We start from the raw sequence: 26,152 nt of genomic DNA, 5'->3' as shown, positions 1-26,152 counted from the left end.
GAGACGGAAAATGGCGACGTTGTCAGATGTGGCTAAGAGAGCGAATGTTTCGAAAATGACGGTGTCACGTGTGATTAATCACCCTGATACGGTAACAGATGAACTGAAAAAGCTCGTTCATTCCGCAATGAAAGAGCTGAATTACATCCCTAATTATGCGGCAAGAGCGCTTGTGCAAAACAGAACACAGGTTGTCAAATTGCTGATTCTTGAGGAAATGGATACGACCGAACCCTATTACATGAACTTGCTGACCGGAATCAGCCGGGAGCTGGATCGCCATCATTATGCTTTGCAGCTTGTGACAAGAAATTCACTCAATATCGGGCAATGCGACGGCATTATTGCCACCGGCTTGAGAAAGGCCGATTTTGAATTTGTCATCAAAGCTTTTGAAAAGCCGTTAGTCGTATTTGGAGAAAATGAAATGGGCTATGATTTCGTCGATGTGAATAACGAAAAAGGGACTTTTATGGCAACCCGCCATGTCATGGGGCTGGGGGAGCGTGAGGTTGTCTTTTTCGGCATTGATTTGGATGAGCCATTCGAACGCTCAAGAGAACAGGGGTATATTCGGGCGATGAAAGAGAGCTGCAGAGAAACGAAGCTGTTTCGGATCGCTAACAGTTCAAAAAAAAGCGAAAGCCTGGCAAGAGAAGTTTTGAAAACGCTCGGCCGGCAAGCCGCGTTTGTCTGCGCCACCGACCGAATCGCGCTCGGGGTCATTCGTGCGGTGCAGTCACTCGGAAAACGAATTCCCGAAGATGTGGCCGTTACTGGAAATGACGGTGTTTTTCTTGACCGCATTTCCTCCCCGCGGCTGACTACGGTCAGACAGCCGGTTGTGGAAATGGGAGAGGCCTGTGCGAAAATGCTGCTGAAAAAAATGAATGAAGGCGGCGCAGCTCAAGGTCATTTGTTTTTTGAACCGGAGTTAATTGTGCGGGAATCAACTTTGTGAAAGCTTAATTCTGTTATCGGTAACAAGAGAAAAACGATTGCTTCCCCCGATTTCATCATGCTACCTTCAAAGCATAAGCCAGCCTATAAAAAGGGGGAAACATGATGGAATATGCCGCAATACATCATCAGCCGTTCAGTGCTGATGCTTATTCTTATGACGGGCGGACGGTGCATATCAAAATCCGGACGAAAAAAGGTGATGCTGATCAGATTCGATTGGTTTGGGGCGATCCTTATGAATACAGCGGCGGCAGATGGTCGGCAGCCGAGCAGCCAATGAGAAAAACAGCCGCAACCCAAAACCATGATTATTGGTTTGCTGAAGTGTCGCCGCCATTCAGGCGTTTGCAATATGCATTTATTGTCTCAGACCAGCATGAAAACATCTTTTTCGGAGCGTCAGGGGTCTGTCCTGTAAATAAAAAAACGCTGGAAACGATTCATTATTATTTTAAGCTTCCGTTTGTTCATGAGGCGGATACATTTCAAGCGCCTGAATGGGCGAAATCAACGGTTTGGTATCAAATTTTTCCGGAACGTTTTGCGAATGGAAGAGAAGACCTGTCACCGGAAGCTGCACTGCCTTGGGGGAGCAAGGACCCGGACGTTAATGATTTTTTTGGCGGAGATTTGCAGGGGATTATCGACAAGCTCGATTATTTAGAAGAATTAGGGGTGAACGGAATTTATTTAACTCCGATCTTCTCCTCTCCATCCAACCATAAATATGACACGCTGGATTACTATTCCATCGATCCGCATTTTGGGGATCGGGAGCTTTTCTGGACATTGGTCAGCCGGCTTCATGAGCGGGGAATGAAAATTATGCTTGATGCTGTTTTTAATCATATAGGCAGCGCTTCTCCGCAATGGCAGGATGTTGTAAAACACGGGGCCCGGTCCCGCTACAAAGACTGGTTCCATATTCACTCTTTTCCTGTGAAAGAAGACAATTATGACAGGTTTGCGTTTACGCCTGATATGCCGAAGCTGAATACGGCTAATCCGGAAGTACAGAGGTATTTGTTTGAGATTGCTTTGTACTGGATTCGTGAATTTGACATTGACGGCTGGCGTTTAGATGTGGCAAATGAAGTGGATCACGCTTTTTGGAAGGCATTCAGGCAGGCGGTAACGGCAGAGAAGCCCGATCTTTATATTTTGGGAGAGATATGGCATTCCTCCGAACCTTGGCTCAGAGGAGATGAGTTTCACGCTGTGATGAATTATCCTTTCACAGAGCCGATGATTGCTTATTTTGCTGACCGGGAGATTTCTGCTTCATCCATGGCCTATCGATTAAACGCGCACTTGATGAATGGGATGCGGCAGGCCAACGAGGTGATGTTTAATTTACTGGACAGCCATGATACAGAACGTCTTCTGACAAGGTGCGGAAATGATGAGAAAACAGCCCGTGCTCTGCTGGCCTTTATGTTTGCTCAGACAGGAGCGCCCTGCATCTACTACGGAACGGAAATCGGTCTGGACGGCGGGAGAGATCCATTATGCCGGAAGTGTATGGTTTGGGAAAAGGAAAAGCAAAACCAGGAAATGCTCAGCTTTATGAAACGCTTAATCACCTTACGCAAAAAAGAAAACGCTTTATTGACGTACGGAAGTCTTGAGTGGCATCTGCTTGATGATCAAAACGATTGTATCAGTTTTTCGAGGGTTTTCAATGGCAGGCAATTGATTTTCTATTTTAATCAGGGGAACCTGGCCTGGGATGTCCGTTTGCAAGATTTTAATATGGAGAGAAGCAGAAAAGTTTACGATGCGTGGACGGATCAGATCCTTCAACATGATGCCGCTATTGCTGTTCAGCCGGGAGAATTTTTGATTTTGAGCGCTGACGCCCCTGTCTGAATTCTGTTATCGGTAACAGGCTGAAAGGCTTTGAAACCGCTTTCTCTAACAGAGTAGAATTGTAATAGATTCATAATAAAAGGGGGAAAAGATATGGCGGGGTTCGTCAAAAAGGGATTGGCTTTATTGACGGCATCAGTTTTGGCATTCTGTCTCGGCGCCTGTTCAAATTCAAAGGAATCGGCCGGCGCTGACGGCAAAAAGGTACTGACCGTGTCCGTTGAAGAAACCTATAAAAAATATATTGAAAGCATTAAAGGAGAGTTTGAAAAAGAGAATAACGTCACAGTCAACATTGCAGAAAAGCAAATGTTCGATCAGCTGGAGGCGCTTCCTTTGGACGGCCCGGCCGGCAATGCGCCTGACGTTATGCTTGCCGCATATGACCGGATCGGCAGTTTGGCGCAGCAAGGCCATTTGCTTGATCTAAAACCTGCTGATACAAAAAGCTTTGGAGATAAAGAGATGCAGCAGGTAACGGTTAACGGAAAGGTGTATGGAATGCCGCTGGTGATTGAGACGCTTGTTCTGTATTACAACAAAGATCTTATAAAAAAAGCGCCGGCAACATTTAAAGACCTTGAAACATTAACAGAGGATCCCCCGTTTTCATTTGCTTCTGAAAAAGGAAAGTCAACGGGATTTTTGGCAAAGTGGACTGACTTTTATATGTCGTACGGTTTGCTGTCCGGTTACGGCGGATATGTATTCGGGAAAAACGGCACAGATCCCGGGGATATCGGCCTGAACAATAAAGGGGCTGCAGAAGCGGTGAAATATGCGGAGAAATGGTTTAAAACGTATTGGCCAAAAGGCATGCAGGATAACTCAAGCGCAGACGATTTTATTCAGCAAATGTTTTTGGATAAGAAAGCGGCTGCAATCATCGGCGGGCCTTGGTCGGCTGCCAATTTTCAAGAGGCCGGCCTGAACTATGGCGCCGCTCCTATTCCGACATTGCCAAACGGAAAAGAATATGCTCCGTTTGCGGGCGGCAAAGGCTGGGTTGCTTCAAAATATACAAAGGAACCCGAGCTGGCTGAAAAATGGCTTGAGTATGCAACAAATGATGCCAATGCTTACGCCTTTTATGAGGATACAAATGAAGTTCCGGCCAACACAGCCGCAAGGAAGAAAGCGGGGGAGCAAAAAAATGAGCTGGCGTCAGCTGTTATTAAACAATATGAGTCAGCGGCACCTGCGCCGAATATTCCTGAAATGGCCGAGGTATGGACTGGCGCTGAAAGTTTAATGTTTGATGCGGCTTCGGGGAAAAAAACAGCAAAAAAATCGGCGGATGATGCGGTAAACGTCATAAAAGAAAACATCAAAGAAAAGTATGTGAAATAAAATCGGAGGGGAAGTGTCCGTAAGAATAGAGGGCGAAAAATGAATAAAGATGATACACTTTTACACCAAAAATGGAAGGCGCCATGGTTTTTATCGATCATTCCGGGAATTGGACAGATCGCGAATCAGCAGATATCAAAGGGGATCTTATTTCTGGTCATTACGAGTTTGTTTGCTGTTGAATTATGCGTTTTCGGTATTGAGGCGCTGACCGGATTGGTTACCTTGGGAAGTGTTCCCGGTGAAGATCACTCATTATTTATGCTGATTGAAGGCACGCTGCAATTGATCTTAACGTTGATTTTTCTCATGTTCTATATCTTTTCAGTTTATGATTTCCGTCATACCGCCACTATGAAAGCGGCGGGTTTGAAGGTGAATACAGCGGCCAAGGATATCATCCGCCATGCGGGAGATAAAGGGTTTCCTTATTTATTTACACTGCCGGCATATCTCATGATGGTGTTTGTGATTATTTTTCCTGTTCTGGTGACTCTGTTTGTTGCCTTAACAAACTATGATTTTTATCATATACCGCCTAACAGTCTGATTGACTGGGTCGGCTTTAAAAATTTCTTGAATATCTTTTTTGTCGGTTCCTACCGGGAAACATTTGTGAATGTACTGGGCTGGACCATGATATGGACAATCTGTGCAACAACGCTGCAAATCATTTTGGGGATCGTGACGGCACTTTTTGTGAATCAAGATTTTATTAAAGGCAGACGGATATTCCGAATGATTTTCTTATTTCCATGGGCTGTTCCGGCCTTTATCACAATTATGAGCTTTTCCAATATTTTTAATGACAGTATTGGGGCGATGAACACGCAGGTGATCCCATTAATTAACCACCTGCCGTTTGTGGAACTGCCGGCGATCGCGTGGAAGACTGATGCTTTCTGGACGAAGACTGCTCTGATTATGATTCAGACCTGGCTTGGCTTTCCTTATATTTATGTCATGGTAACGGGAGTCTTGCAGTCGATTCCGGGTGAATTGTATGAAGCCGCAAAGATTGACGGGGCTTCTTTTATGCAGCGTTTTCGCAATATTACATTACCGATGATTTTATTTGCGACGGCACCGGTGATGATTACACAGTACACATTTAACTTTAATAATTTTTCGATCATCTATTTGTTTAATGAAGGCGGTCCGGGAAGCGCGGGAGCCGGTGCCGGGTCGACCGATATTTTAATTTCCTGGATCTATAAACTGACAACCGGCACTTCTCCGCAATATGCTGTGGCAGCGGCCGTGACATTGTTAATTTCTTTCGTCGTCATTGGAATATCCCTGATTGCTTTTAAAAAGTCAAATGCTTTCGGCAATGAGGAGGTGATGTAGATGGGTTCCAGAACGGCCGGAATGCTTACGAAAATCTGCACCTATTTATTTTTGCTGGTTTTAAGCATTGTCATTTTATATCCGCTGCTGATTACGGCTTCCTCCGCTTTCCGTGCGGGAAATGTGACGGCTTTTCAGCTCGATTTCTCAGGTTCCTGGACTTTTGATCATTTTAAGCGGCTGTTTGAAGAGACGCTCTATCTTCATTGGTACAGCAATACGCTGGTTATCGCGCTGTCAGTCATGGTATTGCAGGTCACGATTGTAACGCTTGCCGGGTATACGTACAGCCGCTATCGGTTTGCGGGGCGAAAAAAGAGTCTTGTCTTCTTTTTAATCATTCAAATGGTGCCCACAATGGCAGCGCTGACTGCTTTTTATGTATTGGCCATGCTGATAGGCGCTCTTGATCAATACTGGTTTTTGACAGCGATCTATATCGGCGGCGGAATTCCGATGAACACGTGGCTGATGAAAGGTTATTTTGATACAGTTCCGAGAGAAATTGATGAGGCTGCGCGAATGGATGGAGCGGGGCATTTCAGGATATTTGCCTCGATTGTGCTGCCGCTTGTGAAGCCGATGCTTGCCGTTCAAGCGCTTTGGGCGTTTATGGCGCCGTTCGGGGACTATTTGCTGGCGAAGTTTTTGCTTCGCTCGCCGGAAAGGCTGACCATTGCAGTAGGATTGCAGTCGTTCATTTCAAATCCGCAGCAGCAAAAAGTCGCCCTGTTTGCGGCGGGGGCTATACTTGCCGCACTGCCGATATGCATCTTGTTCTTTTTTCTCCAAAAGAACTTTGTATCCGGGCTGGCGGCGGGCGGAACAAAGGGGTAGTTCAATGAAGAATGTGCAAAATGAAAGCTTTATGATCCGCAGTCTTAAAGCATCGGTGTCTCCGTCAGGTATTTGCCGTTACGGGAAAACATTCAGCTGGCTTCAGCTTTCCTTTCTCTTTATGTTTTTGACGTCCTGCCTTATGGCGCCGTTTACGATGTCGTTTTTGAAAATGGACCGCTTCAGCCTCAAATTGGTTATGCCTGCGGCGCTTTCTGCAGTGAATGATCGTTTTGCCGAACAATTAAACGGTATTCAAATCAGGAACGGAAAACTGACAGGCGGACAGCATTTTGATCAAATTGAAGAGGGCAAACATCTGCTGGCAGTCGATATGGAGCATGAATGGAAACCAAACGGTGAAAATGGGCGTTTGCGTGTAAAAGGGTATGACAACGCGGTCATATTCCAGCCTGACCGGCTGATTATTACCGACCAAAACGGAATGGGGTTTTCAGTTCGCTATGGGAAAGCGGACGCCAGTCTTACGGACCCGGGCGTATATGAGACGGAGGCTGTTATCGGTCAATTGTGGCTGGCACAGTATAAGCCGATGATCATGATGCTGGGGTGCGCAGTGATTTTTTTGATCCAGCTATTTTTTACAGCTGTGCTTGCGGGAGGCATCTGGATGGCAAAATTATCAAAAATGATCGATATCGCGTCATGTAAGGAAGCAGCTTCTGCAGCGATATGCGCATCGGCTCTGCCTGCATTCGCGGCAGCTGCTATCGGGCTGATCCGCTTTGATTTGATTACTGTATTAATGGTTCATACATGCGGCGTCACGTTGATGATTGCTTTTTTATTCAGATATATGGCCAAAACCCGCCGTCATAATGAAAATGTTCATTCGGGAGGAAGACATGATAAATCAGCGGTTGTTTGAGATTGATGAATGGAAAATCAAAACCAATACATTTCAAAAAGAGTATATACGGCTGCAGGAAAGCCTGACTTCTCTTGCCAACGGCTATATGGGCATCAGGGGGAATTTTGAAGAGGGGTATTCAGGCGGCAGCCATCAAGGCACATATATTGCGGGCGTGTGGTTCCCTGACAAAACGCGGGTAGGCTGGTGGAAAAACGGGTATCCGGACTATTTCGGAAAAGTGATCAATACGATGAATTTTATTGGTATAGATGTGTATGTTGACGGTGAAAAAGTCGATCTCTATCAAAACCGACTCGAATCATTTGAGTTAGAGCTTCATATGAAAGAAGGAATTCTGAGGAGGAGCGCTGTTGTCCGTATTCAGGATAAAACCGTGCGAATCAAATCAGAACGATTTCTCAGCCTGGCCGTAAAAGAGCTATGTGCGATTCATTATGAAGCGGAGTGTCTGACAGGGGACGCCGTTATTACGCTTGTTCCTTATCTTGATGGCAATGTTGTAAACGAAGATTCAAACTATCAAGAGCGGTTTTGGCAGGAAAAAGAGACAGGAGCGGATTACCGCCGCGGGCACATAACGGCAAAAACGCTCGACAATCCGTTCGGAACGCCGCGTTTCACCGTCTCAGCCTTAATGGGAAATTTGACAGAAGGCTGTGTCAGTCAAAGCTTTCAAACTTCCCGCATGTATGCTGAAAATCGCTTCAGCTACCAAAACAAAGCTTCATTGAAGAAGTTTATTGTTGTCACGACTTCACGCGATGTTCAAGAAGCAGAGCTTACTTCGAAAGGGGAGGAGCTTTTGGCGGCTATTCTTAAGCAAGGTTATGAAGAAGCGAGACAGCAGCATATTGCCAAGTGGAAGGAAAGATGGGCAAAAGCGGATATAGAGATAAAGGGAGATAAGGAACTTCAGCAAGGCATCCGCTACAATATCTTTCAGTTATTCTCGACATACTACGGGGCAGATGCCCGTTTGAACATCGGACCGAAAGGATTTACAGGCGAAAAATACGGCGGTGCCGCCTATTGGGATACCGAGGCGTATGCCGTTCCGATGTATTTGGCGACAGCCGAGCCGGAAGTCACGAAAAACCTGCTTTTGTACCGCTATCATCATTTGGAGGCTGCCAAACGGAACGCCGCCAAGCTGGGGATGAAGGGGGCGCTTTATCCGATGGTGACGTTTACCGGAGATGAATGCCACAATGAGTGGGAGATTACGTTTGAAGAAATTCACCGCAACGGCGCGATTTGCTATGCGATCTGCAATTATGTCCAATATACAGGGGATCGCGCCTATATGGATGAATACGGTATAGATGTTCTTGTTGAGATCAGCAGGTTTTGGGCCGGCCGTGTTCACTTCTCGAAACGAAAAAATAAGTATATGATCCATGGCGTCACAGGGCCGAATGAATACGAAAACAACGTTAACAACAATTGGTATACGAATGTCATTGCGGCTTGGACGTTGGATTATACTCTGCAAAGTCTCGAAAGGATCTCAGCGGAGAAACGCCGCCTTCTGGATGTGCAGGAAGAAGAATTGAAAGTCTGGAGAGAAATCATCCAGCACATGTACTATCCGTATAGTGAAGAACTGCAAATTTTCGTTCAGCATGACACATTTTTGGACAAAGACCTGCAATCAGTTGACGAATTAGATCCAGCTGAACGGCCTCTTTATCAAAATTGGTCATGGGACAAAATCCTCCGCTCCAGCTTTATTAAACAAGCCGATGTGCTGCAAGGCATTTATTTATTTCCTGACCGTTTCTCTATAGACGAAAAACGCCGCAACTATGAATTTTATGAACCGATGACGGTTCATGAATCAAGCCTATCGCCCTCCATTCACGCGGTGCTCGCTGCCGAATTGAGGATGGAAAAGAAGGCGCTTGAATTATATAAGCGTACAGCAAGGCTTGATCTCGACAATTACAATCGCGATACGGAGGAAGGTCTTCACATTACTTCAATGACGGGAAGCTGGCTGGCGATCGTCCAAGGGTTTGCCGGCATGCGTACTTTAAAAGGAACGCTCTCATTCACCCCATTTTTGCCGAATGAATGGGACGGTTACTCGTTCCATATCAATTATCGAAACCGCTTGATCAAGGTGACGGTCGAAGAAAGGCGCGCCATTTTTGAGCTTGTCAAAGGAGAACCGGTGTCCATCACAGTTTATGGAGAACCGATGGTGCTGAATGAACGATGTGAAAGGAGAATGCCTGATGAGTGAATGGTGGAAAGAAGCTGTCGTGTATCAAATTTACCCGCGCAGTTTTTATGATTCCAATGGAGATGGATTTGGGGATTTACAAGGCATTATCAAAAAGCTTGATTATATCAAAAGACTTGGCGCGGATGTGATCTGGCTGTCGCCCGTGTTTGATTCTCCGCAGGATGACAACGGCTATGACATCAGTGACTACAGAAACATGTACGAAAAATTCGGAACAAATGAAGATATGTTTCAGTTAATTGATGAAGTGCATCAGCGCGGAATGAAAATCATCATGGATCTGGTCGTGAACCACACGTCGGATGAACATGCCTGGTTTGCTGAAAGCCGCAAGTCGAAGGACAATCCTTACCGGGATTATTATTTTTGGAAAGACCCGAAATCGGACGGTTCTGAGCCGAATAATTGGGGATCGATTTTTTCAGGCTCGGCGTGGACGTTCGATGAAGGGACAGGACAGTATTATTTGCACTACTTTTCGAAAAAACAGCCTGATTTAAATTGGGAAAATGAAGCCGTTCGCCGGGAAGTGTATGATCTGATGAAGTTCTGGATGGATAAAGGCGTTGACGGCTGGCGGATGGATGTGATCGGCTCCATTTCCAAACATACCGATTTTCCGGACTATGAAACAGATAACAGCCGCCCCCATATCGTCGGCCGTTATCACTCTAACGGTCCCCGCCTGCATGAATTTATTCAAGAGATGAACAGGGAAGTGCTTTCTCATTACGACTGCATGACAGTCGGAGAGGCAAACGGTTCTGATATTGAAGAGGCGAAAAAATATACGGATGCAGGCAGGCAAGAGCTGAATATGATCTTTACATTTGAACATATGGATATCGATACAGAACAAAACTCGCCAAATGGGAAATGGCAGATCAAGCCGTTTGATGTGATTGCTTTAAAACAAACAATGACAAGGTGGCAGACCGGGTTGATGAATAGCGGCTGGAATACCCTGTATTTTGAGAATCATGATCAGCCGAGAGTGATTTCCCGCTGGGGCAATGACGGTGAGCTGCGAAAACAATGTGCGAAAGCATTCGCAACGGTTCTCCACGGGATGAAAGGCACACCGTTTATTTACCAGGGAGAAGAAATCGGCATGGTCAACAGTGATATGCCGCTGGAGATGTATGACGATCTTGAAATAAAAAATGCATACCGTGAACTAGTCATCGAAAACAAAACGATGTCAGAAAAAGAGTTTGTCAAAGCCGTGATGATAAAAGGAAGGGATCACGCGAGGACGCCGATGCAATGGGATGCAGGAAAACATGCCGGATTCACAGCCGGAGACCCTTGGTTAGCGGTCAATTCCCGCTATCAAGAAATCAATGTGAAAGAATCCTTGGAAGATCAAGATTCAATTTTCTATTACTATCAGAAGCTCATTCAATTACGAAAGCAATATAAGATCATGGTATACGGAGATTATCAGCTGCTGCTGGAAGATGATCCGCAAATCTATTGTTATATCCGTAAATATCAAGGGAAAAAGCTTCTCGTCGTTGTGAATTTGTCGGAAGACAAGGCCCGGTTCGAAGCGCCTCCGGAACTGATCCATGAGCGCTGGAAAATCCTGATTTCGAACTATCCGCAGGAGCGGGCTGACTTGAAGAGTATCAGCCTCAAACCTTATGAAGCTGTGATGGGCATCAGCATATGAAAGCGGTTATTTTTGATTTAGACGGAGTGATAACAGATACGGCTGAATATCATTTTCTCGCTTGGAAGCACATCGCAGAACAAATTGATATTCCCTTTGACAGGAATGTGAATGAAGGCCTGAAAGGAATCAGCCGGGAAGAGTCACTGGAAAGCATACTGATCTTTGGCGGAGCGGAAAAAAGGTTTACACATGCGGAGAAACAAGAACTGCTGCATCAAAAAAACCAATATTATCAAACGTTGATCAGCAGATTGACGCCGGAAGATCTCTTGCCGGGAATCGGCAGGCTTCTTTGTGAATTAAAAAATGAACATATAAAAATCGGGTTAGCATCTTCAAGCCGCAATGCCCGCGCGATCTTAAAACGTTTGGCGATTATCGATGATTTTCAAGCCATTGTTGACCCGGCGGCTCTTGCGAAGGGGAAGCCTGATCCCGAAATCTTTTTAACAGCTGCAGCGCTGCTCGGTGTTTCCACGGCTGAATGCGCGGCAATAGAAGATGCTGAAGCAGGAATATCTGCAATTAAATCTGCCGGGATGTTCGCGGTCGGTGTCGGGCGTGAACAGTCGATGCTTGGTGCTGATCTGGTTGTGAGGCAAACCGGTGAATTGTCGTTTGAGCTGTTGAAGGAAGAATGGAAGCAGTATAGGGGAAAGGTTTTAAAAAGCATCAGAGAGTGAAAAAAACCTGCAAGAGACATCATCTCTTGCAGGTTTTTTGGGCATTACTTCTGGTCTTCTGTATTGCGTGTCAGCACTTTATCGATTAAGCCGTATTCTAAGGCTTCATCAGCTGATTTGAAGTTGTCGCGGTCTGTATCACGCTCAATGACTTCAAGCGGCTGGCCGGTACGTTCAGCAAGCACTTTGTTTAATTTGTCGCGAAGCAAGAGAATGCGTTTTGCCGCGATTTCAATTTCTGTCGCCTGTCCTTGCGCTCCGCCAAGCGGCTGGTGAATCATAACTTCACTGTTAGGAAGCGCGTAACGTTTGCCTTTTTCTCCGGCTGCAAGTAAAAATGCTCCCATAGAAGCGGCCATACCGATGCAGATCGTGGATACTTTCGGTTTAATGAACTGCATTGTATCATAGATTGCCATACCGGCAGTGATTGATCCGCCAGGGCTGTTAATGTAAATGGAAATATCTTTTTCAGGGTCTTCCGCTTCAAGGAATAAAAGCTGTGACACGATGGAGTTCGCAACGTTGTCATCAATCGCAGATCCAAGCATGATAATACGGTCCTTCAAAAGACGGGAGTAAATGTCATAAGCTCTTTCTCCGCGGTTCGTTTGTTCAATGACTGTAGGTATTAAATTCATAATGCTCCTCCTTCACCTTTTAGGTAAGTATGTATTTACATGATACATTTTTGGTCAATAAAGGTCAAACAAAACGCTGACCAAAATGCCAACCTTTTCTTCTAACACCATTTTTCCCATAAAACAAAAAGTTCAAACAGCAAAGTGGAAATGAGGATGATCAGCACCGGCGCTTGAGAAAATGATATGGCCGGAGCGCTCAAAATAGACCGCAATCGCGTCGCTACGTACGGCTGAAGGGTCTGACTACGTTGTCCGCCCTTCCAAAAGCCGTACCGGCAAATACGTTTCCAGCGGCAAATCATCAAATTCGCCTTCAATTTCTTTTGCTAAAATCTCGATGGCTGTTTTGGAAATCAATTCAATCGGCTGCTGGATGGTTGCCAAGTCCGGCAGAACCGATTGAACGGTTTCAGTGCCGTCATAACCGATCACTTTTAATTGATTCGGGATGTCTATTCCCCGTTTTTTGGCCTCAGTCATCACTGCAGCCGCCATGATATCATCGCTGGCAAAAATTCCGTCGGTGTCAGGCTGTTCATCGAATAATGTTGAAATAATGTCATGGTAATGCTGATAAAAGGGTACTTCATATGTAATGGGCTTTCGTCCGTGTTCGTGCATGACGTCTTCGTATGCTTTTCTTCTGAGGTTTGCCGGTGTTTCGAGTTCAAGCGGGCCGTTGATATGGACGATGTGCCGGCACCCTTTTTCAATCAGCAGTTCTGCCGCCTTTTTTCCGCCGTCATAGTTGTCTGAGCCGACGACGGGAATCGTGTCCGATAAGTAATGATCAATGGCGACAATCGGCAGATTTTGCTTGTGATCATTGAGAATTCCCCGGTTGTAAGTCACGGCGATCACGCCGTCCACTTGGTTTCTTATCAGCATCTCCAAATATTTTTCTTCCTTATCCTTTCGATGTAAACTGTTGCAAAGCAGCAGTTTGTAGCCCATGGACGTACAAATGCTTTCAATATGAAAGGCGAGTTCGCCGAAAAATGGGTTGCTGGAGTTTGGGATGATAAGCCCTATTAAATTGGTTCGTTTTCGGAATAAAGAGCGGGCCAGATCGTTTGGAAAGTAATTGATTTCTTCCATCGCCTTGTACACTTTTTCTTTTGTTTTTTCGCTGATATAGCCGCGGTTATTTAATACCCGCGAAACGGTTGTAGATGAAACTCCCGCTATTTTCGCAACATCATGAATGTTAGGCTTCATTCCCGTGCCCTCCTGCTTACTGAAATGGCTTACAATTTCCGTCACGCACTTATTTTAGAGAATCAGGCTGACATGTGCAAGGACATTCCATGTTTCTGTTTTCATATAAAGAGGGTGTGTTTGATTTGATTGAAATAATCAGAAAATTTTATGTCAACCGATTGACATATGAAACCGGTTGACATACAATTCTCTTTGAAAGCGCTTTATTTATGGAGTGAGGGGAAGTGACGGGTATGGAGAGATGGCTGGCGGCAATAAAGTGAAAGAATCAAGCAGCGATGTAAAGTAAGCGCTTACTCGGAGCACGCATGTATGTGATGAAAATGAAGAAGGAAGTATGCGGCTCTAAAACGGCTATTAAAAGGTCCTATTAAAGGAGCGGTGCAAATGAAAAGCTCAAAAAGTCTGTATTGGAAACTGAGTGCTTATTTCTTCTTTTTCTTTTTTACTTGGTCTTCCAGCTATTCTTTATTTGCGATTTGGTTAGGGCAGGAAATCAATTTAAACGGATCAGCGACAGGCATTATCTTTTCTGTAAACGCCGTATTTGCCCTGTGCATGCAGCCTCTTTACGGTTTTATCTCTGACAAATTGGGGCTGAAGAAAAAGATATTGTTTATGATCAGCTGTCTTCTCATATTCACGGGTCCGTTTTATATCTTCGTCTATGGACCGCTTTTACAATACAACGTCTTTCTTGGCGCCGTTGTCGGAGGCTTATATTTGGGAGCCGCTTTTTTGGCGGGGATAGGCGCGATTGAAACGTACATTGAAAAGGTCAGCCGTAAGTATGATTTCGAGTATGGAAAATCAAGAATGTGGGGCTCGCTGGGCTGGGCGGCGGCTGCATTTTTTGCAGGTCAGCTTTTCAATATTAATCCCAATATCAACTTCTGGATCGCGTCTGTTTCAGCCGTCATATTAACGGCCATCATCATGTCTGTAAAAATTGAAATGACCGATCATGAGAAAAACAGAGCGGATTCGGTCCGGTTAAAAGATGTGGGGCGGCTCTTTTTACTAAGAGATTTCTGGTTTTTTATGATGTACATTATCGGGGTGACTTGCATTTACGGTGTATATGATCAGCAGTTCCCGATCTACTATGCGTCTTTGTTTCCTTCAGTGTCGACGGGTAACCAAGTATTCGGCTACCTTAATTCATTCCAAGTGTTTTTGGAGGCCGGCATGATGTTTCTTGCGCCTTTTATCGTCAATAAGTTCGGGGCGAAAAACAGTTTGATTTTAGCGGGGTTTTTAATGGCTTTCCGCATCGTCGGGTCGGGAATTGCAGTTGAACCTGTAGGCATTTCATCAATGAAACTTATCCACGCACTGGAACTGCCGATTATGCTGATCGCCGTTTTTAAATATTTGGCTGCCAATTTTGATACGCGTCTGTCGTCCGTCCTTTATCTCGTCGGTTTTCAATTCGCATCTCAGGCAGGCGCGTCGATTCTGTCGCCGCTTGCGGGAGGATTATATGACAGTGCGGGGTTCCGTCAAACCTATCTCATCATGGGAATCGTCGTCTTCGGTTTTACCGTCATCTCCATATTTACTTTATTGGGCCCGAAACAAAACAGCAGGCGTGTCCAGCGTCTGCAAAAAATCGGATAGAGAGGATGTTACAAATGGATAGAATTCAGCAGGCGGAAGAAGCTTTGAAGGAAGCCGAGGGTAAAGTGAAACAAAGATATCGATTGGGGTACCATATTATGCCCCGGGCGAATTGGATCAATGATCCGAACGGGCTTATTCAGTTTAAAGGAGAATACCACGTCTTTTTTCAGCATCATCCGTATGATGAGCATTGGGGGCCGATGCATTGGGGACATGTAAAAAGTAAAGATCTCATTCATTGGGAGCACCTGCCGGTTGCCTTAGCTCCGGGGGATGAATTCGACCAAAGCGGCTGTTTTTCGGGAAGCGCGGTCGATGATCATGGAAGACTTGCCCTCATCTATACAGGACATAATATAATTGATCAAGAGAAAGACCTATTCTATCAAACTCAAAATATCGCTGTCAGCCAAGATGGAACCGTGTTTGAAAAGCTTCAGGAAAACCCTGTTATTGCGGAACCGCCGGAAGACAGCGTCCGTCATTTCCGCGATCCGAAAGTATGGAAGCATCGCGATGTTTGGTATATGGTCATCGGCAACTCCTCAAAAGAAAACGTCGGACGGGTCGTTTTATACCGTTCACCTGATTTGCGTGATTGGGAATACGCGGGGGTTCTCGCCCAAAGTGACGGTAATCTCGGCTATATGTGGGAATGTCCTGATTTCTTTGAATTAGGCGGCAAACATGTCCTGCTGATTTCGCCCCAGGGGATCGAGGCGGACGGTGATTCCTATCAAAATTTACATCAAACCGGTTATTTAATCGGTGACTATCATGATGAAACAAACAAATTTACACACGGCGCTTTTAAAGAACTGGATCACGGCCATGACTTTTACGCCGTGCAAACATTATTAGATGATAAAGGACGCAGAATTGCCATCGGCTGGATGGATATGTGGGAATCTGAGATGCCGACAAAAGCGGACGGATGGTGCGGTGCACTGACTTTGCCGCGAGAACTGACTTTGCGTGATGATCATAAACTTTTGATGAATCCCGTGGAAGAAACCAAGCAGCTGCGGAAAATGGAATATCGGGAATGTGCCGGACGATCGGTTTCAGGGAGTTACTTGGCAAAGACGTCCGAAGACCTGCTTGAAGTCCGAGTCGTGTTTGATATAAACGATTCTGATGCCGAAACGGCAGGTTTTAAGATTCGCGGCCTTGACGAAGAAGAACTTGTGCTGACATACAATCTGACGGATAAAAAGCTGACACTTGATTGCACCAAGATGGGGAAAGCGAAAGACGGTGTGAGAAGGGTGCAGACGGATACAAACGGCAAGCTGGCGCTGCGTATCTTTATTGACAGATCCTCGATTGAAGTATTCGCCAATCATGGAGAAACAACGATGACAAGCCGTATCTATCCGAATGAAGGCAGATTGGGGATTGAGCTGTTTTCTGAGAAAGGCGCCGTAAAGGTTGAGGAATTCACCTATTGGACGTTAAAGGACATTTGGAAAAAAAGCTGAAACGTGCTTTTTCTGAAGTGGCTGGAAATGTACCGATCCGGGGGCAGTCCGCCTGAAATGGTTTTTTTGTGAAAATCAATGCCGTTATACGATGCAGGATTATGCTGCATGAGGAAGCTGCATAATCCTGTTGTTGCATTATCAAAAAAGAGTTGCTTTCTGTGCGTTTCTTTATTATAATATAAAGGTATCTGATTGAAAAAACGTGCGCTCGTAGCTCAGTTGGATAGAGCGGTGGTTTCCGGTACCACGTCTGTCGGGGGTTCGAATCCCTCCGAGCGCGTCTCAGTTAAGACGATAGGAAAAACCTCGCAGATGTTAAATCTGTGAGGTTTTTTATTTTATCTTGTTTTGAAACTGTTAACGAATGTGTCTCTGTTATGTTCGGTTCCGGCAATCAGCCGCGCACTTTCACTGATCCGCTGCGCGAGAGCTTTTTGCGCCTTGCCTTCAAAGCTGTTCAATAGTGCTGAATACACTTCATATAATTCATCTTTCAACGTATCCATTTCGAATGTCGGTTTCAGCGTTCGGCGCACTGTCTCCAATTTTGTCCCCGCTGCCTGCGTCATCCCTGTTTTCAGCATCTGCCGCTGCAGCATTTTCTTCATTGGATCGTCCTTGTGTTCTAAAAGTTCGTCTAATGTCGGCATTATGTATCCACCTCTATCATCTTAACCAGTTTGCGAGCATCTGGTCTTTTTTCTGAAATTCGTCTGCTATTTTATGTAAGAATCCGCCGATCTCTTCAAGGTCTGTGATCGCTGCCTGCAAAGAATCAATAAACGCCTGCTCAGCCTGAGTGTCATAAAAAATCGGGCCTTTATCGTAAGATAGCGCAATATCTTCAATGGTATTGGTCACGTCCTGTGCTTGAAGCTGATCATACAAGCCGTGTCCGACTTGGCCGTAAAATTCCGTTTTCAGCTCGGCGATTTTTTCATCGTGTTCTTGATAGGCGTTTTGCGCTTCTTTTTTCATCGTCCGCAAATCCTCAGTCATAGCCTGCACCTTTTCAGCCAGCTTCTTTGCGTTTGTCGGCGTTACTTTTATTGTATCTGCGCTTCCGATTGCACCGGCCGGCAGAAGAGCGCCGAGGTTTTTATCAAAGACTAATTCATCTCCGTTCGGATTTGCGATAGTTCCGTTTCTGTCGAACACGAAATTTGCTTCGTTTAAGCCGTGTGTATCCGGATTTCTCAGAATGACGGTAGTGAAGAAATAAGCGAGATTTTTTCCGATCTGCTCGCTCAATTTCCCATCAAGCCGCTGCTTTCGGCTGAACTGTGAGAGAGAGGGGTTTTTCGTGTAAATCGTTGTCCCGTTGTGGCGGTCATATTCGTTCCAATAACCTGCCCCGACCATGTCGTCCGGATTGATAATTGACCGGATGTAAGGATCATATATGCCGCTGTTGATCTCTTTCTGTGTTTCTTCATCGTGCAGCTTCACGACGGAAGGACTGTTAAACGCGACGGCATACACATCATTATTCACCGCGCTGTATTCGGCCTCAGCGCCGCCGAGTGAATGGCCGGTTGTTGAAATAATCGTTGACGTTCCGGCATACTTTTTCTTTACGCTCCGTACCAGCTGATCGGCTTGGTCGATTTGCGATGTTTTCGTCATCAGCTTATACTTTCCGGTTGTGAGCTTGGCGTCTTGAGAGGGCGTTCCGTGATAGGTCCCGAGTGTTTTAGACGTATCCTTCGCGTCCTTTTCAACGATATAATGAGCTTCTTTTTTGGGGTCGCTTCCAAAAACAATGTTCCCGCCGTCCGCTTTTACGCCGTCATTGATCGGGTCTTTTGCGATATCGGTTCCCGCAAAGGCGACGACCACGTTTTCAGGTTTTTTTGATTTTATCCATTTTCCGTTATTCTTCACTGCTTGTACTAATACAACCGCATCAAGTCCTGTATTATCGTCTGATTTTATTTGATCGACGTACCAGTAAGTAGGTTTTGAAATGGAGGAATTAATACGTATATAATCGTTCTTCTCTAATTTCCTTTTAAGATAGTCATAGTTATAAGCACGTTGACTCATCCTGTAATATGTTTCATCTGTCAGGTTTGAAGTCCTGATTTTCTTGCTCAAGATATACAGCACCTTTCTTGTCATGTAAAATAGGGTAGGGAAAGGGATGATTTTTTTTGAAAAAATACCTTATTATTGTTCTAGTGTTAATTATAACCGTTGGAGGGTTGGTTATGAAGCATCAATATGATGTGAAAAAGGAAGAAAATGCTCTTTTCGAAAAAGCCAAAAGTAAAATGTCCGAGTACTTGCGTAGTGAGTACAAGGGTATAGAGAAAATTTCTTATGATGATTATTTTATTGATCCAACCGGTGGAATTACAGTTGAAGGATATCTAAACGGCGATAAAACTAAAGAATTTGACGGCTTATATGATCCTGTAGGAGACAAAATAGGGAGCTCCTCTGTGGATGCGGAAGAAAAATCTTAACACGCCTAAATGCTCCGGATGTCACCGACCATTTGTTCCAGTCCGCGAGCTTCATCATAACTCATGAGACGGATGATTCTGTGAAAAAAAACATTATTATCTTCATGGTTATTTTTATAGCAGCCGGATGTTTTATAATGAAGAGTATGAATGATAAAAATGTTCAGGCTGAAGAGATAAAGATTGCTCAAGAACGAATGGATAAATTTACCAAATTGAATTATGAAGGAATACATAACGTTACATTTAAAGATAAATACGAAATAGATCCAATGGGCGGGATAGAGGTATTTGGCTATTACAACGGTGATACATCGAATAAATTCGATGGTACTTACGATAAGGCAAATGACAAGATCATGGGGCACTCAATAGACGCTGTAAGAAAGAAAGAATGCAGAGATAAAGATTGCGATTACTAAGAAGACGCTCGTCTGGCATTTTTTATATATGAGCATAATGAAAAAGACAAGGGTTTCGGCATGTGCCGCCCTTGTCTTTTTTATTGAACACTGTAAAACATAACCGGAAACAGCTCATTATTTGACAGTCCATTTTAACAGCGTTACAATTAAACGTGTAAATAGTTACATGTTCAAGTAAACATAATAACTCGGGAGGTGATACGTCTTGAAGGAACCTTCTTTAAAAAAAGTGATGTCTCTGCAGATTGAAGTGGATGAACCGATCGTTGCGGGGCAGACTGGATTAGGGAAAAGGCAGTTGATTCCGATACGGGGCGGAACGGTCAGCGGCGCCGTAAAGGGACGTGTTCTTCCGGGCGGGGCAGATGCCCAGATCATCCGTCCGAACGGCCGGGTTGATCTTTCTGCCAGATATGCGCTGGAGACGGAGGAGCATGAAGTCATCTATGTAGAGAACAACGGCATCCGCCAAGTCAGTGAACCGTTCCGCCAACAGGCTGCAGAGGGGCGCATCATTGATCCCGAGCACGTGTATTTCCGCACTGTGCCTGTGTTTGAAACAAGCAGTGAGGCATATCAGCATCTGCAGAACCGGCTGTTTATCGGGGCTGCGGTCAGATTGCCGAATGACATTCGGCTAGATATTTATGAAGTTCAATAATAATATGGAGAGTGAGTCAACATGGAAAACTTTATCGGAAGCCATATGATTTACACGTATGAAAACGGCTGGGAGTATGAAATCTATATTAAAAATGATCATACGATCGACTATCGGATTCACAGCGGAATGGTAGGCGGCCGCTGGGTGCGCGATCAGGAAGTGAATATCGTCAAGCTGACAGAAGGCGTATACAAAGTGTCATGGACTGAACCGACAGGCACAGACGTTTCCTTAAACTTTATGCCGAATGAAAAACGGATGCACGGAATTATTTTCTTCCCGAAATGGGTGCATGAGCATCCGGAAATCACGGTGTGCTACCAAAATGATTACATTGACGTGATGAAAGAGTCACGTGAGAAATATGAAACATACCCGAAATATGTCGTTCCCGAGTTTGCGGATATTACGTATCTCAACAATGCGGGAATCAATAACGAAACATTGATTTCAGAAGCGCCGTACGAAGGAATGACCGATGATATTCGCGCAGGAAAATTAAAATAAGAGAAAAAACCCGGCAGCTTGTCCGGGTTTTTTTGTATCCTTTTACGACAGGGTTTTGGTCATGATAAAGTCGACTTGTTTATCATCCCCCATATAAAAAGAGTGTTCTCCGGTTTGGACAAACCCCATTTTTTGATAAAAGGCGATTGCATTTTCGTTTTTTTCCCATACGCCCAGCCAGATGTTCTTTTTATTGTGTGCTGTTGCGATTTTCACAGCTTCATTCAGCAGATATTTGCCAAGCCCGTGTTTCTGATGGTTTTTTCTTATATAAATTCTCTCAATCTCAAGAGAATCTTCCCCCATTTTTTCTGACTGTGCTTCGTTCATGTTGACTTTTATATACCCCGCAAGGTCATCATGATAATAAACAAAATAGAATTGAGAAGACAGATTGGATAATTCCTTTTTCAGCTGTTCAGAGCGGAATGCATTTTCCAAATAAGCTTTCATATTTTCAGGTGAATTTTGATCCTTAAATGTATCATTGAATGTTTCAATGCTTATCTCCCGGAGCTCTGTAATATCGTTAAGGCTGCACTTTTTTAATTGAATACTCATGGTCATACAGCTCCTTTCTTCATTTATCATATCAGCTGATTTTTTGTTGTATTTGCAATGAAAATACCGTATAGTAAACATACCGTAATTTTGTTGTATTTGCAACATAAATTAAGAAAATGAGGACGATAAAGTGAAATATGTTTTTTATGTTTTAGGAATCATGATCTTGACCTTTGGTATTTCTGTCACGATTCAATCAGATCTTGGAACGTCGCCTTTTGATGCGCTTATTGTGGGATTGTCCGTCCATGCAGGGCTTACCGTGGGAAGCTGGGAAATCATCATCGCTTTCCTGTTAATTTGCTGTAATTCAATGTTAAAAAGGCAAAGACCGGAATTTTCAGGGATGATTACGGCGTTTATAACGGGAATCGGGATTGATATGTGGCTTTTTTTTCTGCATCGAGTCATAACGCCTGAACTATGGTACGGAAAAGCGGGCTGTTTTGCAATCGGTTTAGTTGTGATAGGGATAGGAACCGCAACCTATCTGCACACAAATTTCGCCCCGATCCCGGTTGATCGGTTAACGCTAATTGTCCGCGATTTAACCGGGAGAAGCATCTTTTTTTCAAGAACGGTCATTTACTTCATATTTTTCATACTGGCCGTGATGCTAAAAGGTCCGGTAGGCATCGGAACGTTATTAACCGTTTGTTTAGGCGGGATCATCCTTCATTTCTTTATGCCGATTACCGGAAGATGGATAGACGGCATATTAACAGCATCTCCAAAGCAGGAAGAAACGAAAACCCGGTAGCAGGGGTTTTTATCCGGTTCTATCATTTTTCATTTCATCCGCATGTTCAAGGTATAATAAAAAAGGGGGAGGGATTTTTATGAGCGGTCAAAGAAAGCTCGTTTTTTACGGAGCTGTCAGCGCAGATGGCTATCTTGCGCGGGAAAATCACTCTTTAGATTGGTTAATCGGAACTGAAGGTGAAGACGGCACCGATTATGAAGCTTTCTATGAATCTGTCGATACGATCATCATGGGCAGAAAAACATACGAAGAAATATTGGTTTTATTGCCTGAGGAATTTCCGTACAAAGGTAAAGAATGCTATGTGTTTTCGTGGACATTGACCGGGTGCACTGAACATGTGCGGTTTATTCATGAAGAGCCTGCCGATTTTATAAAAGCATTGAAACGCCAAGAAGGCAAGCGGATTTGGATTGTCGGCGGGAGTGATCTGCTGCACCCGGTTTTGGAGGAAAAACTTGTCGATGAGTTTATCATTCAGATCGCCCCCGTTCTGCTCGGCCGCGGAATTTCTTTGTTCAAACCCGGAGACCGGGAGACAGGGCTGAAGCTGACTGATGTCAGGCGCTATAAGCAATTTGCGGAGTTGCATTATGAAGTGAGATGAAATGAAGTGTATGAAAGAAACCCAGTAAAGGTTACCGGGTTTCTTTTTCATGTTTGTTTTTATGTTTTGAAATGGTGTGGGCCGGCCCGCATGAAAACCCTGCAACCATGATAACAACCCCTATCCACCTCACAGCATAGAAATCAGTGTCGCGCAGGAAGATAAATGAAACTAAGGTCATAAGCGCCCCGATTATAACGGCAGCTGTGCCGATAATACTTGATTTCTCCATATAAAAACTCCTTTATGAATGTTTGTTTAACTTATTGGGTTAGAATATAACATATCAGGGGTAATGTGGAAACGGATATTCTGCGATGTCTGAAGTAAGATGAAAACGAAACGCCAAGGGAGCCGGCTCCCTTGGCGTTTTTTATGCTTGAAACAGGATGCGGCGTTTTGCTGCATCGGGATCACTTTCGACAGCGGTATCCGTGTTGAAAAGCAAAGTTTCGCGTGAATCGGTTTCATATTCAGGCCAATTGAAGTGAGAGGTGTTCGGGTTTCCGGTTTTTGCAAAAGCGAGCCATGCGGATTGGATTTGTTTGGAAAGCTGTTCTGCGTCGTCACCGAGCGGTTCTTGCAGCGTCTTTCTCAAAGAATCAAAGTTTCCGAACACAAACGGCAATTCCAGAGCGTGAACGGCTTTATGAAACGGCGGTGTTTCGCCATGCCAATCAAAGCGGTACATCCAGACCGGTGCATGCTGGGACTGTCCTTGTGCGAAAGCGACAGCCGGCCGCCAGAAAATCAGATCCGTCATCATATCGATTTGTCCCTTTAATGAATGCGGATATAAATCTGCCGCTTGCTCGGTGCAGTTTTCTCCGAGGTGATGATGCAAATAATCTTGCTGCTTTTTCTCGGAATGAATATCTGTATCAGGGGTGAAAAACAAATATGCTTCATCACGATTGGTTCCGATGATCATAGGTATGCCTTCTGCGGCCCCGTCTGCTATGGCTTTCACCGGTTCCGCAGGCAATGTGGCCGGATCGATGGCGGGCTGAAACAAAAGCTGAAAAATGTTTTGATCTAGTGAGCGCCGCACTTTATCCGCAGTCTTAAGCAGGTCATTAACGGAAAGCTCCTGCAATTGATCAGTGCCGGCTTCATGAATAAATGCAGCCGCGATGTCTTTTGCCATGTCCGCCGGGATCGTATGGGAGGCGCCGCTTTCTAAAATGGCTTTATGAAACAGGCCTTTTGCGTCAGGCATTGCCATAAGGGAGGCAATGCTCATGCCGCCTGCCGATTCACCAAATATCGTGACGTTATCCGGGTCTCCTCCGAATTCGGAGATATTGTCCTTCACCCAGCGCAGCGCGGCGATCTGATCGAGCAGCCCGATATTGGAGGAATACGCGTCATGAATAGAAGACAAATGTAAAAAGCCTAACGGTCCGAGCCTGTAATTGAGTGTCACTACAATGACATCTCCGTCAGCGGCAAGGGCAGATCCGTCGTAAAGCGGTTCGCTTCCGGCACCTAAATAAAATGCCCCGCCGTGTATCCATACCATGACAGGCTTTTTTTCGCCCTCTGAATCGGGGGCGAAAACATTGAGATAAAGGCAATCTTCAGATTGAGCCGGTATATCTCCGGAAAACGATATGGACAGCATATCATCCGGCTGCGGACAAATCGGCCCGAACGAGTCGGCATGTTTTACGCCGTCCCAAGGTGCGGGAGGTTCCGGCGCTTTAAATCTGAGCTCTCCGACGGGCGGCTTCGCGTACGGTATGCCCTTCCATGTGCGGACGCCGCGGCCGGCAGTTCCTTTCAGTGCGCCGCAGCGGGTTTGAACGGTAAGTTTTGTCATCATTTCATCCCCTTTTTTCTTTTCATTATAAACAGAGATGAAGACATGAAGCGAATAAAAGCCTTTTCATCAGCATATCATTAGTAACGCTTCCGTTCTAAAAATGATCTGACTTCCTGAACGGACAAGCCGAGTTCTTTGGCTTCCTGCATCAGCGCTTTCCATTCCTCAATGTTGGATTCAGTCAGTTTTCTGTTGCGGTAGGGTGCGGGCTCCGGGCGTTTTTCAGTCAGTTTGTTCGTAAAGGTGAACAGTTCTTCTTTCGGCATGCCTGACTGCACGGCCTGCACAAGGTGGATGCGCCACTCATCTTCCGTGTCTCCCATGTGATGCAGCATCGTTTCGGCATCAAAAAGCTCCGTCAGATCGACCTGCAGGGTGGCGGATACTTTTTTCAGAAATTGGATGGACGGATTTGAGTGAACCCCCCGTTCTATCTTGCTTAAATAAGATTTAGAGACACCTGCTTCAACTGCTAGCTGATTAATAGAGTAGCCTTTTCTTCTGCGGTATAAACGAATTATTCTTCCAATCATTGTGCTGAATTCTCCCCTGTATACTGGCATTTTTTGTTCATTATAAGAAATTTTTTGTTCTTTATAAAATTTAAAATTATAAGGTAAGTGCAGTAAATAAGAGGAAAATCATGATAATGTTCTCTAAAAAGAACTAAATGGCTTAATTTGAAATTTTCAAATTTCGACCTTTTCTTTTATAATCCAATCATTAACAGAAGGGGGCGTTTAAGCCTGATGCAATAAGGATGAGGCTGTAATTACATGAATGAGAATATGAGTTTTAAAGAATTATTTGACATTATTAAACACAGACTTTTACTGATTTTTATCATGACAGCAGTTGTAACGCTGGTGACGGGATACATCCAATTCCGGGTGATTTCGCCCGTTTATCAGTCATCGACCCAAGTGCTCATTCATGAAACAAGCGGTGAAAAAAATTCGAATCTCAGCGACGTTCAGCTGAATCTTCATTACAACAATACGTTTCAAACGATAATGAAAAGCCCGGTAGTGCTTGAGAAAGTGAAACAGACGCTGCATCTTTCTGAGACGGCATCCGCTTTAAAAGCAAAGATCACGACAAGCAGCGAAACCGATTCAGAGATCATTACTGTAGCGGTGCAGGACGAGAACCCGAAACAGGCCGCCGCTATAGCGAACACGCTGATGAAGACATTTAAAAAAGAAGTCCGTGACAGGATGAATATAAAAGGCGTCATTGTTTTGTCTGAGGCAAAAGCATCGGAAAGCCCGATGGTCAAGCCTTCGCGCATCCGGAATATCATGATGGCGTTCGGTGCGGCTCTCATGGCGGGTGTGACGCTTGCGTTTTTTCTCCATTTTCTTGATGAAACCGTTAAAAGCGAGCGGCAGCTCAGCGAAAAAACAGACTTGCCTGTTTTAGGGGTTGTGTATGACATCAAAAATCAGCAGACACGGTCTGATGAAAAATATTTCGGGGAGTGA

At 44.8% G+C, this 26,152-nt stretch carries 26 protein-coding genes and 1 tRNA gene; 19 read left to right on the top strand and 8 right to left on the bottom strand.

Annotation, left to right across the window (positions count from 1 at the left end; all coding sequences use genetic code 11):
* The first annotated feature begins 10 nt into the window (after nucleotides 1–10).
* From GNE05_RS17690 to pgmB, 9 genes are all read left to right on the top strand, one after another.
* A complete protein-coding gene (locus GNE05_RS17690) occupies nucleotides 11–961 on the top strand; it encodes a LacI family DNA-binding transcriptional regulator (protein WP_014418958.1) in 951 nt (316 codons plus the stop codon).
* A 101-nt stretch (nucleotides 962–1,062) separates the two neighbouring features.
* Nucleotides 1,063–2,832, top strand: a complete 1,770-nt coding sequence (locus GNE05_RS17685) for a glycoside hydrolase family 13 protein (protein ID WP_160183042.1) — start codon at nucleotides 1,063–1,065, stop codon at nucleotides 2,830–2,832.
* A gap of 93 nt (nucleotides 2,833–2,925) precedes the next feature.
* On the top strand, nucleotides 2,926–4,182 hold the full coding sequence (locus GNE05_RS17680) for an extracellular solute-binding protein (protein WP_160183041.1): 1,257 nt from the start codon (nucleotides 2,926–2,928) through the stop codon (nucleotides 4,180–4,182).
* Between the two features lie 39 nt (nucleotides 4,183–4,221).
* Nucleotides 4,222–5,532 carry a carbohydrate ABC transporter permease gene (locus GNE05_RS17675; protein ID WP_160183040.1) on the top strand — a complete coding sequence of 437 codons (1,311 nt, stop codon included), beginning with the start codon at nucleotides 4,222–4,224 and terminating at the stop codon, nucleotides 5,530–5,532.
* Entirely contained in the window at nucleotides 5,533–6,369 is an 837-nt protein-coding gene (locus GNE05_RS17670; protein ID WP_025649322.1) for a sugar ABC transporter permease, read from the top strand. It abuts the gene before it with no gap.
* A gap of 4 nt (nucleotides 6,370–6,373) precedes the next feature.
* The gene (locus GNE05_RS17665) at nucleotides 6,374–7,258 is read left to right on the top strand and encodes a DUF1189 family protein (RefSeq protein ID WP_061861562.1); all 885 of its coding nucleotides are present in this window, start codon (nucleotides 6,374–6,376) and stop codon (nucleotides 7,256–7,258) included.
* Entirely contained in the window at nucleotides 7,236–9,509 is a 2,274-nt protein-coding gene (locus tag GNE05_RS17660; RefSeq protein ID WP_160183039.1) for a glycoside hydrolase family 65 protein, read from the top strand. Before GNE05_RS17665 ends, GNE05_RS17660 begins: the two co-directional genes overlap by 23 nt.
* Complete coding sequence (locus GNE05_RS17655) at nucleotides 9,502–11,187, top strand: glycoside hydrolase family 13 protein (protein WP_053285127.1); 1,686 nt, start codon at nucleotides 9,502–9,504, stop codon at nucleotides 11,185–11,187. Before GNE05_RS17660 ends, GNE05_RS17655 begins: the two co-directional genes overlap by 8 nt.
* Nucleotides 11,184–11,873, top strand: a complete 690-nt coding sequence (gene pgmB / locus GNE05_RS17650) for a beta-phosphoglucomutase (protein ID WP_021495243.1) — start codon at nucleotides 11,184–11,186, stop codon at nucleotides 11,871–11,873. Before GNE05_RS17655 ends, pgmB begins: the two co-directional genes overlap by 4 nt.
* Before the next feature lie 44 nt (nucleotides 11,874–11,917).
* Here pgmB and clpP read toward each other — a convergent pair whose 3' ends face one another.
* Nucleotides 11,918–12,514: an ATP-dependent Clp endopeptidase proteolytic subunit ClpP gene (gene clpP, locus GNE05_RS17645; protein ID WP_003151513.1), complete on the bottom strand. Its 597-nt coding sequence runs from the start codon at nucleotides 12,512–12,514 to the stop codon at nucleotides 11,918–11,920.
* A 246-nt stretch (nucleotides 12,515–12,760) separates the two neighbouring features.
* Complete coding sequence (locus tag GNE05_RS17640; protein ID WP_014418949.1) at nucleotides 12,761–13,735, bottom strand: LacI family DNA-binding transcriptional regulator; 975 nt, start codon at nucleotides 13,733–13,735, stop codon at nucleotides 12,761–12,763.
* Between the two features lie 390 nt (nucleotides 13,736–14,125).
* Between GNE05_RS17640 and GNE05_RS17635 the strand changes: the two genes are divergently transcribed.
* The 3 genes from GNE05_RS17635 (at nucleotide 14,126) to GNE05_RS17625 (ending at nucleotide 17,125) form a co-directional block, all read left to right on the top strand.
* Nucleotides 14,126–15,358: an MFS transporter gene (locus tag GNE05_RS17635; RefSeq protein ID WP_007613980.1), complete on the top strand. Its 1,233-nt coding sequence runs from the start codon at nucleotides 14,126–14,128 to the stop codon at nucleotides 15,356–15,358.
* A 14-nt stretch (nucleotides 15,359–15,372) separates the two neighbouring features.
* Nucleotides 15,373–16,842, top strand: coding sequence for a glycoside hydrolase family 32 protein (locus tag GNE05_RS17630; protein ID WP_095060492.1), 1,470 nt, complete (start codon nucleotides 15,373–15,375; stop codon nucleotides 16,840–16,842).
* Nucleotides 16,843–17,049: 207 nt separating this feature from the next.
* A tRNA-Arg gene (locus GNE05_RS17625) sits at nucleotides 17,050–17,125 on the top strand.
* A gap of 58 nt (nucleotides 17,126–17,183) precedes the next feature.
* Here the strand turns inward: GNE05_RS17625 and GNE05_RS17620 are convergent.
* On the bottom strand, nucleotides 17,184–17,495 hold the full coding sequence (locus tag GNE05_RS17620) for a hypothetical protein (protein WP_007407407.1): 312 nt from the start codon (nucleotides 17,493–17,495) through the stop codon (nucleotides 17,184–17,186).
* Between the two features lie 16 nt (nucleotides 17,496–17,511).
* Nucleotides 17,512–18,942 (bottom strand): lipase family protein, encoded by a 1,431-nt coding sequence (locus GNE05_RS17615; RefSeq protein ID WP_391509863.1) that lies wholly within the window; start codon nucleotides 18,940–18,942, stop codon nucleotides 17,512–17,514.
* A gap of 56 nt (nucleotides 18,943–18,998) precedes the next feature.
* Between GNE05_RS17615 and GNE05_RS17610 the strand changes: the two genes are divergently transcribed.
* The 4 genes from GNE05_RS17610 to GNE05_RS17595 all read left to right on the top strand — a co-directional run bounded on the left by GNE05_RS17610 (nucleotide 18,999) and on the right by GNE05_RS17595 (nucleotide 20,909).
* Nucleotides 18,999–19,313 (top strand): DUF1433 domain-containing protein, encoded by a 315-nt coding sequence (locus tag GNE05_RS17610; protein ID WP_094296314.1) that lies wholly within the window; start codon nucleotides 18,999–19,001, stop codon nucleotides 19,311–19,313.
* Nucleotides 19,314–19,450: 137 nt separating this feature from the next.
* The gene (locus GNE05_RS17605; RefSeq protein ID WP_160183218.1) at nucleotides 19,451–19,735 is read left to right on the top strand and encodes a DUF1433 domain-containing protein; all 285 of its coding nucleotides are present in this window, start codon (nucleotides 19,451–19,453) and stop codon (nucleotides 19,733–19,735) included.
* Nucleotides 19,736–19,943: 208 nt separating this feature from the next.
* The gene (locus GNE05_RS17600; protein WP_021495237.1) at nucleotides 19,944–20,399 is read left to right on the top strand and encodes a DUF3237 domain-containing protein; all 456 of its coding nucleotides are present in this window, start codon (nucleotides 19,944–19,946) and stop codon (nucleotides 20,397–20,399) included.
* Nucleotides 20,400–20,420: 21 nt separating this feature from the next.
* Complete coding sequence (locus tag GNE05_RS17595) at nucleotides 20,421–20,909, top strand: phenolic acid decarboxylase (protein WP_014305882.1); 489 nt, start codon at nucleotides 20,421–20,423, stop codon at nucleotides 20,907–20,909.
* Between the two features lie 42 nt (nucleotides 20,910–20,951).
* On the opposite strand, the gene GNE05_RS17590 is transcribed toward GNE05_RS17595, so the two are convergent.
* Nucleotides 20,952–21,470, bottom strand: coding sequence for a spermidine/spermine N(1)-acetyltransferase (locus GNE05_RS17590; protein ID WP_021495236.1), 519 nt, complete (start codon nucleotides 21,468–21,470; stop codon nucleotides 20,952–20,954).
* Between the two features lie 133 nt (nucleotides 21,471–21,603).
* Here GNE05_RS17590 and GNE05_RS17585 point away from each other — a divergent pair, with 133 nt between their 5' ends.
* Together GNE05_RS17585 and GNE05_RS17580 are read left to right on the top strand one after the other, a co-directional pair.
* Entirely contained in the window at nucleotides 21,604–22,233 is a 630-nt protein-coding gene (locus GNE05_RS17585; RefSeq protein ID WP_014305880.1) for a YczE/YyaS/YitT family protein, read from the top strand.
* A gap of 79 nt (nucleotides 22,234–22,312) precedes the next feature.
* Nucleotides 22,313–22,843 carry a dihydrofolate reductase family protein gene (locus GNE05_RS17580; protein ID WP_160183038.1) on the top strand — a complete coding sequence of 177 codons (531 nt, stop codon included), beginning with the start codon at nucleotides 22,313–22,315 and terminating at the stop codon, nucleotides 22,841–22,843.
* A 31-nt stretch (nucleotides 22,844–22,874) separates the two neighbouring features.
* On the opposite strand, the gene GNE05_RS17575 is transcribed toward GNE05_RS17580, so the two are convergent.
* From GNE05_RS17575 to slrR, 3 genes are all read right to left on the bottom strand, one after another.
* Nucleotides 22,875–23,075, bottom strand: coding sequence for a hypothetical protein (locus GNE05_RS17575; protein ID WP_014418938.1), 201 nt, complete (start codon nucleotides 23,073–23,075; stop codon nucleotides 22,875–22,877).
* Between the two features lie 141 nt (nucleotides 23,076–23,216).
* Nucleotides 23,217–24,665, bottom strand: a complete 1,449-nt coding sequence (locus GNE05_RS17570; protein ID WP_160183217.1) for a carboxylesterase/lipase family protein — start codon at nucleotides 24,663–24,665, stop codon at nucleotides 23,217–23,219.
* 80 nt (nucleotides 24,666–24,745) lie between these two features.
* Nucleotides 24,746–25,201 (bottom strand): HTH-type transcriptional regulator SlrR, encoded by a 456-nt coding sequence (gene slrR / locus GNE05_RS17565; RefSeq protein WP_007407395.1) that lies wholly within the window; start codon nucleotides 25,199–25,201, stop codon nucleotides 24,746–24,748.
* Nucleotides 25,202–25,444: 243 nt separating this feature from the next.
* On the opposite strand from slrR, the gene GNE05_RS17560 reads away from it, so the two are divergent.
* Nucleotides 25,445–26,152 (top strand): YveK family protein, encoded by a 708-nt coding sequence (locus GNE05_RS17560; RefSeq protein WP_022553826.1) that lies wholly within the window; start codon nucleotides 25,445–25,447, stop codon nucleotides 26,150–26,152.

It is taken from the genome of Bacillus sp. AM1(2019), assembly GCF_009906915.1.
Classification (GTDB): Bacteria; Bacillota; Bacilli; order Bacillales; family Bacillaceae; genus Bacillus; species Bacillus velezensis.
Note: the sequence above shows the minus strand (reverse complement) of the source record. Positions and strands in the feature narration are given on the sequence as shown.